This window comes from Sphingomonas jejuensis, assembly GCF_011927695.1.
Lineage (GTDB): Bacteria > Pseudomonadota > Alphaproteobacteria > Sphingomonadales > Sphingomonadaceae > Sphingomonas_K > Sphingomonas_K jejuensis.
On sequence record NZ_JAATJE010000002.1, the window covers coordinates 497134 to 511134 of the forward strand.

Sequence of the window (14001 nt, forward strand, 5' to 3'; positions counted from 1 at the left end):
AGCGGCTTCTCACGGCGCGAGCGCGGGCGCTCCCGAAGCTTCAGGGTGCAGCCAACCGAGGTCGGGCGAGTAGCCGAAGTGCGCGAGATAGCGACCCGCCAGCGTCCACAGTCCGATCGTTGCCGCCGCCGCGACGAGCCCGTCGACCGCATAATGCCAGCCCAGATGAACCGATCCGATCCAGATAACCGCAGCATAGATCCAGCCCGCACGTCCGAGCGCCCGGCTGCGCCGCGACAGGGCAAGCGCGTAGAGGACGGCGATGGCGTTGTGGAGCGACGGCATCGCCGAGATCCCCATGCCGAAGCCATAGCGCCGTGCGACATGCGCGTCCCACAGCACCTGCTGCCAACCAACCGCGTTCAGGCTGTCGCCCATCACTGCGAGGCGCACCATCAGCGGCGCGAACTCGCCGTCCGGATCCGCTCCGACGGCAGCCGCAAAGCAAGGTCCCGCTGATGAGAGCATGGTGGCTCCCACGACGCCCAGAACGATCCAGACGGCAGTGAAGGTCAGGAAGAACCGCGCGCGATCATAGCGCGACGCGCTCACTGCCGCCCAGGCGATCGCGAGCGACAGGAAGGCGATCCAACCCGTGTAGAGCCGATCGATAATCAGGGTGGGGATCTCGCCGCCGAACAGGGCATGGGTCAGCTGCCAAGGCTGGTAGCCGAAGAAGAGTGCGCGATCGGCGGCGGCAAAGGTCGCGTCCCACGAGAACGGCGCCGCCACAGGGATGAGCATTTTCAGGATGCCAAAGCCCGAGAACAGGAGTGGCATGAGTAGAAAAGGCAGGCAGGCCGCGGCGAGCAGCCAGCCATTGCCGAAGCGGCTGAGACAGATGAGCTGCATCTGCCGGAAGGGGTCGGGCACCCGCATCAGCAGCACGCGTACCATCATCGCGGCCGCTGCCAGCTGGATCAGCGCCGGCGCGGTTGCGGTCGCCTTGTTGGCATAGTCGCTGAAATTGGCGATGGCGCTTGCGCCAAGCGGCGCTCCGACAGTTTCCGCCACCACGAACAGGCCAACCGACGCTGCCGCAACCGGCAGCAGCCAGACGCGCTCAAGCCGAGCCGATCCACCGTGCATCATCGCCATGGATCACGGCGTTAGCGAACCAGGGTTAGGTTTTGCTTACCGACGCTCAAGCCGGATAGCGGAGCCGCCCCACCAGACGGGCCAGACTGAAATGCTCCCGATTGCCCGGGCTGAACCGTGCCTTGAAGCGCTCGAACGCCATGACGCCATCGATGCGTCGCCGCAGGAACGCCCGGGTTTCGACGAAATCCTCGCTGTCGTCGTCCACGAAGACGAGGAGCGTGGTCGCATAGACGCCGATCAACGTCGTGCGCTTGGTGTAGTGGTTGAGATCCACGGCCCGATCACCCGCCAACCGCCACATGAGGTCGGCAGCCCGCCAGGCGAGACGGGCCGATCGGGCTGCGTTGGTCGGAATGGCGAGGATCGCCAGGGCGCTCCGAAGCGCCTCGCGGTCAGTCGCCAACGCTTCGAGGCGAGCGGTCACCAGTGCGTCAATCCGGTCACGCACTTTCAGCGCACCGAGCGTTTCTGCAGGAAGGGCTGCCGTCATGGCGTCGTCGATGGTCGCGAACCAGGCGTCGATCATCTGGACCGGCCCGTCGGCAAAGGCGAGGCGCGCTACCGCCCGATCCGCGCCAATCTCGTCGGCGGCGCGTTCCACCGCCTCGGCGCCCCAGCCGTCGAACGCCGCATTGGCCGCAATGGCGGGGGCGAGTGCCAGACGAAGCTCGTCTAGGGTCATGTCTGCAGCGTCGGTCATGCTTCGTCTTTAGCGTCTTTGAGCGCGACCTCCAACGATCCGCCCTCGGCGGACCCACGGCGAACCAGCACGATGGCGGCGGCGATGGCAGACGCGCCGACAAGATCCGCCGCGCCCATAGCCTCTGCGTAGACAACCCATCCGATCACGGCAGACATGATCGGCTGGAGCAGGAACGCGACGCCGACGACCACCGGTCGCACATGCCCCATCGCGTAGACCAGAAACCCTTGCCCGAGGAGCTGGCTGACAACCGCGAGGCCTGCGAGCGACCACCACGCACGCGGCCAGATGGCCTCCCCGAGCAGATGGGCGAACAGCAGCATCGGAGCCAAGCCCGCGACCGTCGTGAACGCCAGCACTCGCCAGGGATCCAGCCGCCGTCGCGCGGTGTCGATCGCGACGAGATAAACGGTATAGAAGATGCCGGCGAGCAGACTGAGCAGGTCGCCGACCAGGTTCTGCGGCGACAATTCGTAGGATTGGCCGAGCAGGAGAACCGCGCCGGCGGCCGCCAGTGCGAGCGCCGCCGCCTGGCTCCGGCTCGGCAACATGCGGGCCGCAAGGAAGCCATAGATCGGAAACAGGAAGCTGGCGGCGTTGCCGAACAGGGTGGCGTTGGCCAGTTTGGTCTGCTCGATGCCAAGATGCCAGGCAGCGAGATCGGCCGCGAAGAAGATGCCGCCCAGCGCCAGCATCACGGCACCGGCCCCTTTCGGTCCTTCGCCGCGCCCTCGCGCCAGAAGCAGCAGCACAGGAGCCGCCAGCGCCAGGCGCCAGAAGCCTGCGGCAACAGGTCCTACGCCACCGTCGGTGCCGGCCAGCCTCACCAGCCAGGGGCCGAAAGCCAGGCAGATGTTTCCGGCAAGAAGGCAGCCAAAGGCAAAGCCGGCGCTATCGGTGCAAGAAGCATTTCTTGTTGAGGCGGTCCCGTTCACGCTGCCGCCTTAGCGCCCTATCTGGCGAGCGACAGCCATTTCACCGGAGTGTTGCATGCCAACCCTGTTCGATCCCATTCGCCTTGGCGCAATCGAGGCGCCCAACCGCATCCTGATGGCGCCACTGACCCGTGCGCGCGCGGGCCGGGACGCCGTCCCCACGCCGATCATGGCCGAATATTATGCGCAGCGCGCATCGGCTGGTCTGATCATCTCCGAAGCGACCGGGATCAGCCGAGAAGGGCTCGGCTGGCCCTACGCTCCCGGCTTGTGGAACGTGGCGCAGGTCGAGGGGTGGCGACCCGTGACCGAAGCCGTGCATCAGGCGGGCGGACGGATCGTGGCACAGCTTTGGCACATGGGGCGGCTGGTGCATTCAAGCCTTGGCGAGGCGCAGCCCGTCTCGGCTTCGGCCCTGACCGCGCCGGGCCAGGCCCATACTTATGATGGGAAGCAGGACTATGAGAAGCCGCGTCCGCTTGCGCTGGAGGACATTCCACGCGTGATCGAAGATTACGCGCGGGCGGCGCGGAACGCTCTCGCCGCAGGGTTCGACGGGGTCCAGATCCACGCCGCCAATGGCTACCTAGTCGACCAGTTCCTGCGCGACGGCAGCAACCAGCGGGACGACGATTATGGTGGTTCCATCGAGAACCGCGCGCGGCTGCTGGACGAGGTGACCGAGGCCATCATCGCGGAAGTGGGCCCCGATCGGACCGCTGTTCGGCTGTCCCCGAATGGGGAGACGCAGGGCGTCATCGACAGCGATCCCGCAACCCTGTTCTCGCACGTCGCCCGGGTGCTTTCGGCCAGGCGCATCGCCTTTCTCGAGCTGCGCGAGCCGGGACCGAATGGAACGTTCGGTGCGGCGGATCAGCCGGCGGTGTCTCCGGTCATTCGTCCGCTGTTCGACGGCCCGCTGGTGCTGAACCAGGACTATTCACTGGAACGGGCGGAGGAGGTGCTGGCGAACGGCACTGCCGACGCCATCGCCTTTGGTCGACCCTTCCTCGCCAATCCGGACCTGCCCGCACGGCTGCGCACGCGCTCGCCGCTCAACGATGACGACATGGCCACCTGGTATGCGCAGGGGCCGCGCGGATATACCGACTATCCGACGCTGGCTGCCTGACATGAAAAAGGCGCCGCTGGATCGACCAGCGGCGCCCCTTCCTTGCCTCGGCTAAAGCTTAGGCGGTGACCGTCGTGCCGACCGAGCGGCGACGGCGCATCGCGCCGCCAACCAGGCCGAAGCCACCGATCATCATCGCCCAGGTCGCCGGCTCCGGCACCGCGGACACGGCGAGATCGTCGATCTCGAACGAGTTCTGCGACGAGGCGAAGCTCACGCCCGTGATCGTCTGACCGGCGTCCGCACGGAACTGCAGACGACCGTTGGTGGTCGGGCTCTGCTGATCGCCGTTCGCCGGGAACGCGCCGTTCAGCACGTCACCCGTGAAGGACTGCGTGGTGCCGTCCTGGAAGGTGAGCGTCAGCGTGTTGTACTGGTCGAGCGAGCCGAAATCAGCCGAGAAGGCGCTGACGGCGCCCAGATTGATGTTGGCCGTGCCGTTCGCCAGCACAGAAAGGTAACGCGTACCGTCGCCGGCGGCGGGCATCGCACCCTGCGAGCTGGTGCCGGTCAGGAACACGAAGTTCGAACCCGTGACGATGCCGTCTTCGGCAGCGTTGTTGAACGACGCGAAGGTCGTCTCACCCGGGGCGAGGTCGTCGGATCCCGGAACGAAGACGAAGGTGGCGGCCTGGGCCGACGCAGCCGAGAGAAACGCCACGGCGGTGGCGGCAAGAAGCTTCTTCATAAACTAATCCCCTGATACGCGCCCGAACGACCATGCGGGGGTGCATGGTCGTGAGGACCGGACGTTAACGACGGGGTAACCATTAAGTTGCAGCCGCTATATGGCCATTTGGATATTGTTCCAAAAAAAGACGCTTATGCGGCGAAACGTTCCGCCACCGTCATCAGGGTAAGCGCCGCGACTGCTGCTTCCCCGCCCTTGTCCTTGGCAGCGGGATCGGCGCGGACAAGCGCCTGTTCCTCGTTCTCCACGGTGAGGATGCCGTTGCCGACCGCGACGCCGTCCAGCGCCAAGGCCATCAGGCCCCGGGCGCTTTCGCCAGCGACGATCTCGAAATGGTATGTCTCTCCACGGATCACGACGCCAAGCGCGACATAAGCGTCGAAGCGTCCAGCTTCGCTCGCTCGGGCGATGGCTGGCGGCAGCTCCAGCGCACCCGGAACCGTCACCAACTCATGCGTGTGGCCTGCCGCTTCGATTGCGCGGCGCGCGCCGGCAATCAGCAGGTCGTTCAGGTGGTCGTAGAAGCGCGCTTCCGCGATCAGCACATGCGCCATCTATCACTCTCCTCCGACGATCGGTCGTTCCTCGACGATGTCGAGCCCATAGCCCGCAAGGGCAACCGGCGTGTGATGTGAGTTCGTCAGCAGGATCATGTCCTGGACGCCAAGTTCCGCCAGGATCTGCGCGCCCACGCCGTAGTCGCGCAGCACCTCCGCATCGCTGGGCCGCGGTCCGCCGCCTCGAGCCGCAACCGCCTGCGCCAGGGCGCCCGGACCGCTGCCCGCAAGAAGGACGAGCACGCCTGTGCCAGCCTCCGCGATCATCGCCATTGCGCGCCCGAGCAGGCCGTGCCGCGGGCTGTCCTCGCCGAACAGGTCTGCGAAGGGCGACATGGCATGCATGCGCACTATTGTTGGTCGGCTCGAATCGATACGGCCTTTCACGAGCGCGATCTGCTCGGTCGCGGTCGCCTTGTTGAAGAAAGTGATGGCAGTCCAATCGCCGCCCCAGCGACTTGTGAAGCGCGCTTCTGCCCGCCGCTCCAGCAGATGGTCATGCCGACGGCGGTAGGCGATCAGGTCCCTGATCGTTCCGATCCGCAGGCCGTGCAATCGCGCGAACGACACCAGGTCATCCATGCGCGCCATGGTGCCGTCCTCGTTCATGATCTCGCAGATCACGCCGGAAGGATTGAGGCCGGCCAGCCGGGCGACGTCGACTGCGGCCTCCGTATGTCCGGTCCGGACGAGCACGCCTCCCTCTCGCGCCACAAGCGGGAAGACATGGCCCGGGCTGACGATCGTCTCGGGACCGTTGGCGGCATCGATCGCCACGGCAATGGTGCGCGCGCGATCCGCGGCGGAGATGCCGGTGGTCACTCCCTCGCGAGCTTCGATCGATACCGTGAACGCGGTTTCGTGCCGGGTCCCGTTGGCCTTCGTCATCAGGGGCAGGCCGAGCTGCTCCACCCGCGGCTTCGACAAAGCCAGGCAGATCAGGCCGCGACCGTGGCGCGCCATGAAATTGATCGCATCGGGCGTTGCCATCTGGGCCGGGATGACGAGATCGCCCTCGTTCTCGCGGTCGTCATCGTCGACCAGGATGAACATGCGGCCGTTGCGCGCTTCGTCGATGATGCGCTCGGCCGACGCCATGACGCCACCGGTCCCTTGCTGCAGGAAGCGTTCGAGCTTCTGCAGCGTGTCGGCGGTCGGGTTCCAGTCAGACTCGCCAAGCCGGCGAAGAGAATTTGGGTGAAGCCCGGCTGCCCGGGCGAGCCCGGATCGCGTGATCTCGCCGGCCTCGACGATATCGCGCAAACGGTCGATCAGAATGCTGCTCATCGTGGCGCCATATCACACTGTCGTGTGACACAACACCCTCGCATCACATGGCGGTGTTTCTATCCTGCATCCGACGAAGGTAGCGGGCCAAGACGTCGATCTCGACATTCACCATGTCGCCAATCCTCAAATCGCCCAATGTGGTGACAACTTGGGTGTGAGAAATCAGGTTGACCCAGAACTCTGCACCCGATGCAGTGTCCTCAACTCCGTTCACGGTCAGCGACACCCCGTCGATCGTGACCGACCCTTTCGCCGCGACAAACGGCGCCAGACCGGAACCCAATGCAAAGGTCAGGCGGCGCGAGTCACCGTCGGCGATCGAGGCGACGAGTTCCGCCGTCCCGTCGACATGGCCGGTAACGATGTGCCCGCCAAGCTCGTCCCCAACCCTCAGCGCTCGCTCCAGATTGATCCGAGCGCCTGGCGCCCAGTGGCTCCCAACGGATCGCGAACGAGTTTCCGCCGACACATCCACCGCGAACCAGTCCGAACCGTGATCAACCACCGTCAGGCAGACACCCGAGCAGGCGATCGAGGCGCCCAGCACAACGCCGTCGAGCGGCTGTGCCGACCGAATGGTGAGACGGAGATCGCCTGACTGATCGGATGCTTCAACGATGCCAATGTCGGTGACGATGCCTGTGAACATGGTTCGCCCCTATCGCGTGCGGTCGTAGATTTCGAGAACATCCGGGGCTAGTCGCCGCTGATCCACAAGCGTCCAGCGTTTATGCGCCGCATCAAGCCCGCCAAGCCCGATGTCGCCGACTGATGCCTTGCCTTCCCCGATGATGACGGGCGCGCGATAGAGCAGAAGGCGATCGACAAGGTCCTCCGCCAAAAAGGCGGCAGCCGCTCCGGCCCCGCCCTCGACGAGCAGCGAGTCGACCGGCAGTTCATAGACATCTGTCGGAGCGCGGAGCCGCTGCCATCCTCGCGGAAGTTCACCTCGGCCGAGCAACAGGCGAACGGGACTTCGGTCCTCCAAACCTTCCAAGCGAACATCAAGCCGTGGGGCGTCTGCCCGCATTGTTCCGGAACCGACCAGGATCGCACCGCTCCGTGCACGTTCGCCATGCGCATGGGCACGAGAACGCGATCCGGTGATCCAGCGACTTTCGCCGCTTGAAAGCGCGATCCTGCCGTCCATCGATGTCGCGAGCTTCAGCGTTATGAACGGCCGCCGGAGTCTCTTTCGAGACAAGAACCCGGCAAGAGCTCGCTCCGCCACGCCCTGGCCGATGCCGACATCAACCACGCAGCCCGAAGCCCGTAGCCGATCGATGCCGGCTCCATTCGTCCGTGGATCAGGATCCCGGCAAGCGATCACGACGCGCGCCGGCCGCGCGGCGCCCACAAGGTCGGCGCAGGCAGCTCCTCTGCCGTTCTGATGAGCGCAAGGCTCGAGCGTGACATAGACAGTTGCGCCGCGCGACTTCTCGCCGGCCTGAGCCAGAGCGACCGCTTCTGCGTGGGGACGTCCGCCGGGTGCCGTCCAGCCTCGCCCCACCACGCGAGAGCCGGCCACGATGATGCATCCAACCGATGGGTTTGGCGCCGAGCGCCCCAAGCCGCGCTCTGCCAAGCGCGCGGCGGCCTCAATCCACCGAAGATCGTCGTTCAGAACCCATACCGATCAAGCGCGTCATCGACCTTCTTGAACTCCGACTGCCGCTTGGCACGTGCAGCCTCAAGGGCGCGTTCCCGCTCGGCCTTGGCTCGAGCATCGATCTCGTTCTGCGCGCGGATCTGCGCGAGGCTCCGATCAAGCGGCCAATCCTGAACATAGGTGATCTCGCGCTTGTACGGTGCCTCGAGGCCACGGCCGTCCAGAAAGCCGAGCACGAGGACGACCGTGATCATAACCGCAAGCACGGCGAAGCCCCACTCGTGCCGCTGCCGCTCTGCGAGGAAGCCGCGCAGGTCACGCAAACCGGCCGCCATGTTGAGGTGCTTCAGGAACGCCATGAGCGAAAGATAGGGCGCTCCCCTGCTTGGCTCAACCTGCTGCGTCGCGGAGGCGATCGACGGCGCGGTTCTTGCCGATGAGCGGGAGGAGCGTCGCCATATCGGGACCCTCGCTCCGTCCGGTCAACGCCAGGCGAAGGGGGAGGAACAGCGCCTTTCCCTTTCGCCCGCTTCCCATCTTCAGCTTGGCGGTGAGCGCCTGCCAGGGATCCGAGCTCCAGTCGATGTCGGGTGCCATGGCAGCGGCGGAGGCCAGATAGGGGCGATCAGCGGCATCGATCGGGGCAGGATCGATTGTCCCACCAATGACCGCCGCCCAGCCTTCGGCATCATCAATCGTCGCCAAGTTACCGCGGATCGTCAGCCACGCCGCTGCATCAATGACGGCCGGCAGCCGGTCAGCCACGACCTCGTGCGGCATTGCGTGGATCGTGCGCGCGTTGATGGCAGCAAGCTCGTCCTCGTCGAAGCGGGCAGGCGCCCGGCCGAACGTCGAAAAGTCGAAGTCCTTCGCGAGATCGGCTAACGCGGTGACCGGTTCGACCGGGCGGCTGGTGCCGATGCGCGCGAGCAGTGCCGCCAGGGCGAGCGGCTCGATCCCTTTCGCGCGGAAGGTGTCGGTGTCGGTGGCGCCGAGCCGCTTGGAGAGCTTGCCCTCGCCCCCCACCAGCAGCGCCATGTGAGCGAAATTCGGCATGGCGCCGCCCACGGCGGTGAACATCGGGATCTGCGCGGCCGTGTTCGAGACATGGTCCTCGCCGCGAAGGACATGGGTGACGGCCAAGTTGACGTCGTCGAGCACCGATGGAAGCATGTAGAGCCAGCTTCCGTCGGCGCGGCGAATGACCGGATCGGACATTTCCGAGGGATCAAAGCGCTGCGGCCCGCGGATCAGGTCGTTCCATTCGATGAGGCTGTCGTGCGGGAGCCGGAAGCGGTGATGCGGGCGGACGCCGTCCGCCTCCAGCCGCGCCTTTTCGACGTCGGTGAGGGTGAGGGCGGCACGATCGTAGATGGGCGGCAGGCCGCGGCCCAGCCTCACCTTGCGCTTCAGGTCGAGCTCTTCGGCGGTTTCGTAACAGGGGTAGATGTGGCCGGCATCGAGCAGCGCGGCGAAATGGCGTTCGTAGAGATCAAAACGTTCCGACTGCCGAACGATTTCGTCAGGTCGGATGCCGAGCCAGTCGAGATCCGCCAGGATGGCATCCACGAACCGCTCCTCCGACCGCGCCGCGTCGGTGTCGTCAATCCGGAGAAGAAAACGGCCGCCGCCCGCGTGGGCGGCCAGCCAGTTCTGGAGCGCGGCGCGCAGGTTGCCGACATGAAGCCGTCCGGTCGGGGACGGCGCGAAGCGCGTGGTGAGGGTCATGAGGTCCGGAAAGCGTTGGTGATGGGATAGCGCCGGTCGCGGCCGAAATTGCGCCGGCCGAGCTTGACGCCCGGCGGCGCCTGGCGCCGCTTGTGTTCGGCAAGATAGAGAAGCCGCTCGATCCGGGCGACGAGGTCGCGGTCGAAGCCCTTGGCCGCGATCTGGTCGACGGACAGCTCGTCCTCCACCAACCCCTGCAGGACGGCATCGAGCACCGGGTAGGGCGGCAGTGAATCCTCATCCTTCTGGTTGTCGCGCAGTTCGGCCGAGGGCGGCTTGTCGATCACGCGCTCCGGCATCACCGGGCCGTCCGGGCCCTTCGCGCCGTCCGGGCGATGCGCGTTCCGCCAGCGCGCCAGCCGGAAGCAGGTGGTCTTGTAGGCGTCCTTCAGGACATTGTAGCCGCCTGCCATGTCACCATAGAGCGTGGCGTAGCCAACCGACATCTCCGACTTGTTGCCGGTGGTCAGCAGCATCGGCCCGAACTTGTTGGAGAGGGCCATCAGCGTCACGCCGCGCAGGCGCGACTGGATGTTCTCCTCGGCAAGGTCGGGCGCGCGATCGCCGAAGACGGGCGCGAGCATCGCATCCAGCGCGGCCACGCCGGGCGCGATCGGGATCGTGTCCAGCCGGCAGCCCAGCAGCCGGGCGCAGCCTTCGGCGTCATCGAGGCTCGCCTGGCTGGTGTAGCGGGATGGCAGCATGACGCACCACACCCGATCCGGCCCGAGCGCGTCCACCGCGACCGCGGCGGTGAGGGCGGAGTCGAGCCCGCCGGAGAGGCCGAGCACCACGCCCGGGAAGCGGTTGGCATCGACATAGTCGCGCAACCCAACCATCATCGCCTGGTACATGTCGGCGGGGAACGGGTCGGAAGACGCGATATCGCCCTGGTCGCAGCGCCAGCCGGCGTCACTCCGCTGCCAGCGGGTGAGCGCCAGCCGCTCCTCCCATTCCGGCAGCTGCAGCGCACAGCCGCCGTCACCGTTAAGGACGAACGAGGCGCCGTCGAAGACGATTTCGTCCTGACCGCCCACGCGGTTCAGGAAGACCAGCGGCAATCCGGTTTCGGCCACCCGGCGCGCGGCGACGCCGTTGCGGCGCAGATCGTCCTTGTCGACCTCAAAGGGGCTGCCATGGGGAACCAGCAGGATTTCCGCACCCTCCTGCTTCAGATGCGCACACACGGCCGGGAACCAGATGTCCTCGCAGATCGGCAGGCCGAGGCGTACGCCCCGGAAGCTGATCGGATCGGGCAAGGGTCCGGCCTGGAACACCCGCTTTTCATCAAAGGTGCCGTAGTTCGGCAGTTCGTGCTTGCGCCGGGTGCCGACGACGCGGCCGCCGTCGAGCAGCGCCAAAACGTTGAAAAGCGCATCGCCGTCCCGCTCCACCGTGCCGACCAGCATGGCGGGACCGCCATCGGCCGTGGTGGCAGCCAGCCGGGCGAGCTCCCCGGCCGCGCAGTCCGCCAGCGCAGGCTTCAGCACGAGATCCTCCGGCGGGTAACCGATCAGCTGGAGTTCGGGAAACAGCACCAGATCGGCGCCCGTCGCTTCGGCCCGCCACCGGAGCATGGCGTCGGCATTGGCGCGCAGATCACCCACCCGCTGCGCCATCTGAACGATCGCGATCACCAGCCGGTCCGTCATGGCGTCAACCTTCCTCCAGGGCAGCTTCAAGCGCTGTCGGCGCACAGCGGCGCGGCGCCCGAAGCCCGCCGGCCACCACGCTCCCTTGCATGACGGACGTGCCGACCGCAAAGGGCTTGCAACCAGGCCCGCGGGAGAGATGCCTTGAAGTTGATGACCGGCAACGCGAACCTGCCGCTGGCGCGCGACATCGCGGCCTATCTGGAGGTGCCGCTGACGGACGCCTCCGTTCGCCGCTTCGCCGACGAGGAAGTGTTCGTCGAGGTCAACGAGAACGTCCGCGGCGAAGACGTGTTCGTGGTCCAGTCGACGGGCTTTCCCGCCAACGACAACCTGATGGAGCTGCTGATCTGCATCGACGCGCTGAAGCGCGCGTCGGCCAAGCGGATCACGGCGGTGGTGCCCTATTTCGGCTATGCCCGGCAGGATCGGAAGCCGGGTCCGCGCACGCCGATTTCCGCAAAGCTGGTCGCCAACCTCATCACCGTGGCCGGCGCGGACCGGGTGTTGTCGGTGGACCTGCACGCCGGGCAGATCCAGGGCTTCTTTGATATTCCGACCGACAATCTTTACGCGGCGCCGGTGATGTCGGCCGACATCCTGGCGCGGTTCCCGTCCGACGACCTAACGGTGGTGTCCCCCGACGTCGGGGGTGTGGTGCGGGCGCGGCAGCTGGCCAAGCGGCTGCACAACGCGCCGCTTGCCATCGTCGACAAGCGCCGGGAGCGTGCCGGCGAGTCCGAGGTCATGAACATCATCGGCGACGTGGAGGGACGCTTCTGCGTGCTGATCGACGACATCGTCGATTCGGCCGGCACCCTGTGCAACGCCGCCGCCGCGCTGCGCGAAGCCGGAGCGCGGGACGTCGTCGCCTATGTCACGCACGGTGTGCTGTCGGGCGGTGCCGTCGCGCGGGTGGAGGGATCGTCCCTGACCGAGCTGGTGATCACCGATTCGATCCAGCCGACCGAGGCCGCCGCCGATTCGGGCCGGATCCGCACGCTCACCATCGCCCCGCTGCTCGCGGAGGCCATCAAGCGCATCTCCGACGAGTCGAGCGTCTCCAGCCTGTTCGATTGAGCGCGCGATGACGCCCGACGACGTGATCCTGGCCGAGCGGCTGGCCGAGGCCGCCGGCGCCGCCATCCGCCCCTATTTCCGGACCGAACACGGCGCCGAGCTGAAGGCGGATCGATCCCCCGTGACGCTTGCGGACCGGGCGGCGGAAGCAGCCATGCGCCGCATCCTCGATGCGGAGCGGTCCGGCGACGGCATCGTCGGCGAGGAATATGGCACGAAGGACGGCGTCACCGGTCGGCAATGGGTGCTGGATCCGATCGACGGCACGCGCAGCTTCACCGTCGGACGGCCGATCTTCGGCACGCTGATCGCGCTGCTGGAGGACGGGTGGCCCGTGCTTGGGATCATCGACCAGCCGGTGGCGCGCGAGCGCTGGGTTGGCGTCGCCGGCCGCCGGACCCTGTTCAACGGCGAGCGTGCCGCCACGCGTGCCTGTGCCGCACTGGAGGGCGCGATCGTCGCGACCACCAGCCCGCACCTGTTCGCCGAAGGCGATGTGCCGCATTACATGGCACTGGTCGCGGCGGCGTCCGGCGGACATGTGCGTCAGGGCCCCGTTTATGGCGGCGACTGCTATAATTACGGGCTGCTTGCATCCGGGCATCTGGACATCGTGTGCGAATCCGGGCTGCAGCTTTACGACTTCGCCGCCCTGGTGCCGGTGGTGGAGGGTGCCGGCGGGCGCATGTGCGACTGGAACGGCGATCCGCTGTCGTCGGAAAGCGAGGGGCATGTCGTCGCGATTGGCGACCCGGCCCGGACGGACGACGTGCTGGAAGCGCTGCGCGCGACTGCCCACGAGCATTGATCTTTCGGGCCCGCTCCGCTAGGGGCCGGCGCTTCACACGATCGTGACAAGAACGGGCCGGCCAGTGTGGGCTGCCGAGCCAGTTCGTTGATCGTCCTGAACGAGGAGACGAAAATGCCCAAGCTGAAGACCAAGAGCGGGGTCAAGAAGCGATTCAAGATCACCGCGACCGGCAAGATCAAGCATGGCGTGGCCGGCAAGCGCCACCGCCTGATCTCGCACAACGCGAAGTATATCCGCCAGAACCGCGGCACCTCCGTGCTTTCCGACGCCGATACGGCGACGGTGAAGGCATGGGCGCCCTACGGCCTGCGTTAAGGAGAGCTGAGACATGGCACGCGTCAAGCGGGGTGTAACCACCCGCGCCAAGCACAAGCGGATCCTGGATCAGGCGAAGGGCTATTACGGCCGCCGCAAGAACACGATCCGCATCGCGCGTCAGGCGGTCGAGAAGGCCGGCCAGTACGCCTATCGCGACCGCAAGGTGAAGAAGCGCTCGTTCCGCGCGCTCTGGATCCAGCGCATCAACGCCGCCGTGCGCGCCGAGGGCCTGACCTACGGCGTGTTCATGCACGGCCTGAAGCTTGCGAACATCGACCTGGACCGCAAGGTCCTGGCCGACATCGCCATGCACGAGGGTGAGGCGTTCAGCGCCATCATCGCGCAGGTGAAGAGGGCCCTGCCCGAAGGCGCGCGCGTCGCGGCCTGAAGCGGG

General features: G+C 66.6%; 16 protein-coding genes. 5 read left to right on the forward strand and 11 right to left on the reverse strand.

Annotated elements, in window-relative coordinates; genetic code table 11:
• Positions 1-9: 9 nt before the first annotated feature.
• Genes GGR88_RS12020 through GGR88_RS15635 form a run of 3 tightly spaced genes read right to left on the reverse strand, consistent with a single transcriptional unit; the run spans position 10 to position 2739 of the window.
• Positions 10-1098 (reverse strand): phosphatase PAP2 family protein, encoded by a 1089-nt coding sequence (locus GGR88_RS12020; RefSeq protein WP_167955304.1) that lies wholly within the window; start codon positions 1096-1098, stop codon positions 10-12.
• Between the two features lie 46 nt (positions 1099-1144).
• Positions 1145-1801 (reverse strand): COQ9 family protein, encoded by a 657-nt coding sequence (locus tag GGR88_RS12025; RefSeq protein ID WP_167955313.1) that lies wholly within the window; start codon positions 1799-1801, stop codon positions 1145-1147.
• A complete protein-coding gene (locus GGR88_RS15635; RefSeq protein WP_167955315.1) occupies positions 1798-2739 on the reverse strand; it encodes an EamA family transporter in 942 nt (313 codons plus the stop codon). Before GGR88_RS15635 ends, GGR88_RS12025 begins: the two co-directional genes overlap by 4 nt.
• A gap of 55 nt (positions 2740-2794) precedes the next feature.
• On the opposite strand from GGR88_RS15635, the gene GGR88_RS12035 reads away from it, so the two are divergent.
• The gene (locus GGR88_RS12035; RefSeq protein ID WP_167955317.1) at positions 2795-3871 is read left to right on the forward strand and encodes an alkene reductase; all 1077 of its coding nucleotides are present in this window, start codon (positions 2795-2797) and stop codon (positions 3869-3871) included.
• Positions 3872-3929: 58 nt separating this feature from the next.
• Here GGR88_RS12035 and GGR88_RS12040 read toward each other — a convergent pair whose 3' ends face one another.
• From GGR88_RS12040 to GGR88_RS12075, 8 genes are all read right to left on the reverse strand, one after another.
• Positions 3930-4559 (reverse strand): PEPxxWA-CTERM sorting domain-containing protein, encoded by a 630-nt coding sequence (locus tag GGR88_RS12040; RefSeq protein WP_167955319.1) that lies wholly within the window; start codon positions 4557-4559, stop codon positions 3930-3932.
• A gap of 134 nt (positions 4560-4693) precedes the next feature.
• On the reverse strand, positions 4694-5116 hold the full coding sequence (ribH, locus tag GGR88_RS12045; protein WP_167955322.1) for a 6,7-dimethyl-8-ribityllumazine synthase: 423 nt from the start codon (positions 5114-5116) through the stop codon (positions 4694-4696).
• Positions 5117-5119: 3 nt separating this feature from the next.
• Complete coding sequence (gene ribB, locus GGR88_RS12050; protein ID WP_167955324.1) at positions 5120-6406, reverse strand: 3,4-dihydroxy-2-butanone-4-phosphate synthase; 1287 nt, start codon at positions 6404-6406, stop codon at positions 5120-5122.
• A 43-nt stretch (positions 6407-6449) separates the two neighbouring features.
• Positions 6450-7058 carry a riboflavin synthase gene (locus tag GGR88_RS12055; RefSeq protein WP_167955327.1) on the reverse strand — a complete coding sequence of 203 codons (609 nt, stop codon included), beginning with the start codon at positions 7056-7058 and terminating at the stop codon, positions 6450-6452.
• Positions 7059-7067: 9 nt separating this feature from the next.
• On the reverse strand, positions 7068-8033 hold the full coding sequence (gene ribD / locus GGR88_RS12060; protein WP_209023436.1) for a bifunctional diaminohydroxyphosphoribosylaminopyrimidine deaminase/5-amino-6-(5-phosphoribosylamino)uracil reductase RibD: 966 nt from the start codon (positions 8031-8033) through the stop codon (positions 7068-7070).
• Entirely contained in the window at positions 8030-8377 is a 348-nt protein-coding gene (locus tag GGR88_RS12065) for a hypothetical protein (RefSeq protein ID WP_167955329.1), read from the reverse strand. Before GGR88_RS12065 ends, ribD begins: the two co-directional genes overlap by 4 nt.
• A gap of 31 nt (positions 8378-8408) precedes the next feature.
• Positions 8409-9746, reverse strand: a complete 1338-nt coding sequence (gene gltX / locus GGR88_RS12070; protein WP_167955333.1) for a glutamate--tRNA ligase — start codon at positions 9744-9746, stop codon at positions 8409-8411.
• Positions 9743-11398: an NAD+ synthase gene (locus tag GGR88_RS12075; protein ID WP_167955335.1), complete on the reverse strand. Its 1656-nt coding sequence runs from the start codon at positions 11396-11398 to the stop codon at positions 9743-9745. The genes gltX and GGR88_RS12075 overlap by 4 nt, the downstream gene beginning before the upstream one ends.
• Positions 11399-11542: 144 nt before the next feature.
• On the opposite strand from GGR88_RS12075, the gene GGR88_RS12080 reads away from it, so the two are divergent.
• The 4 genes from GGR88_RS12080 (at position 11543) to rplT (ending at position 13995) form a co-directional block, all read left to right on the forward strand.
• Positions 11543-12478 carry a ribose-phosphate pyrophosphokinase gene (locus GGR88_RS12080; protein WP_167955337.1) on the forward strand — a complete coding sequence of 312 codons (936 nt, stop codon included), beginning with the start codon at positions 11543-11545 and terminating at the stop codon, positions 12476-12478.
• Between the two features lie 7 nt (positions 12479-12485).
• The gene (locus GGR88_RS12085) at positions 12486-13286 is read left to right on the forward strand and encodes an inositol monophosphatase family protein (protein ID WP_167955342.1); all 801 of its coding nucleotides are present in this window, start codon (positions 12486-12488) and stop codon (positions 13284-13286) included.
• A 114-nt stretch (positions 13287-13400) separates the two neighbouring features.
• Positions 13401-13604 carry a 50S ribosomal protein L35 gene (gene rpmI / locus GGR88_RS12090; RefSeq protein WP_167955345.1) on the forward strand — a complete coding sequence of 68 codons (204 nt, stop codon included), beginning with the start codon at positions 13401-13403 and terminating at the stop codon, positions 13602-13604.
• A gap of 13 nt (positions 13605-13617) precedes the next feature.
• Entirely contained in the window at positions 13618-13995 is a 378-nt protein-coding gene (rplT, locus tag GGR88_RS12095) for a 50S ribosomal protein L20 (RefSeq protein WP_167955347.1), read from the forward strand.
• The last annotated feature ends 6 nt before the right edge of the window (positions 13996-14001 follow it).

What these genes read in the sequence shown, in the direction of transcription:
- GGR88_RS12020 (WP_167955304.1), bottom strand. Translation starts at nt 1,098, where the DNA reads ATGGCGATGATGCACGGTGGATCGGCTCGGCTTGAGCGCGTCTGGCTG.
- GGR88_RS12025 (WP_167955313.1), bottom strand. Translation starts at nt 1,801, where the DNA reads ATGACCGACGCTGCAGACATGACCCTAGACGAGCTTCGTCTGGCACTC.
- GGR88_RS12035 (WP_167955317.1), top strand. Translation starts at nt 2,795, where the DNA reads ATGCCAACCCTGTTCGATCCCATTCGCCTTGGCGCAATCGAGGCGCCC.
- GGR88_RS12040 (WP_167955319.1), bottom strand. Translation starts at nt 4,559, where the DNA reads ATGAAGAAGCTTCTTGCCGCCACCGCCGTGGCGTTTCTCTCGGCTGCG.
- ribH (WP_167955322.1), bottom strand. Translation starts at nt 5,116, where the DNA reads ATGGCGCATGTGCTGATCGCGGAAGCGCGCTTCTACGACCACCTGAAC.
- ribB (WP_167955324.1), bottom strand. Translation starts at nt 6,406, where the DNA reads ATGAGCAGCATTCTGATCGACCGTTTGCGCGATATCGTCGAGGCCGGC.
- GGR88_RS12055 (WP_167955327.1), bottom strand. Translation starts at nt 7,058, where the DNA reads ATGTTCACAGGCATCGTCACCGACATTGGCATCGTTGAAGCATCCGAT.
- GGR88_RS12065 (WP_167955329.1), bottom strand. Translation starts at nt 8,377, where the DNA reads ATGGCGTTCCTGAAGCACCTCAACATGGCGGCCGGTTTGCGTGACCTG.
- gltX (WP_167955333.1), bottom strand. Translation starts at nt 9,746, where the DNA reads ATGACCCTCACCACGCGCTTCGCGCCGTCCCCGACCGGACGGCTTCAT.
- GGR88_RS12075 (WP_167955335.1), bottom strand. Translation starts at nt 11,398, where the DNA reads ATGACGGACCGGCTGGTGATCGCGATCGTTCAGATGGCGCAGCGGGTG.
- GGR88_RS12085 (WP_167955342.1), top strand. Translation starts at nt 12,486, where the DNA reads ATGACGCCCGACGACGTGATCCTGGCCGAGCGGCTGGCCGAGGCCGCC.
- rpmI (WP_167955345.1), top strand. Translation starts at nt 13,401, where the DNA reads ATGCCCAAGCTGAAGACCAAGAGCGGGGTCAAGAAGCGATTCAAGATC.
- rplT (WP_167955347.1), top strand. Translation starts at nt 13,618, where the DNA reads ATGGCACGCGTCAAGCGGGGTGTAACCACCCGCGCCAAGCACAAGCGG.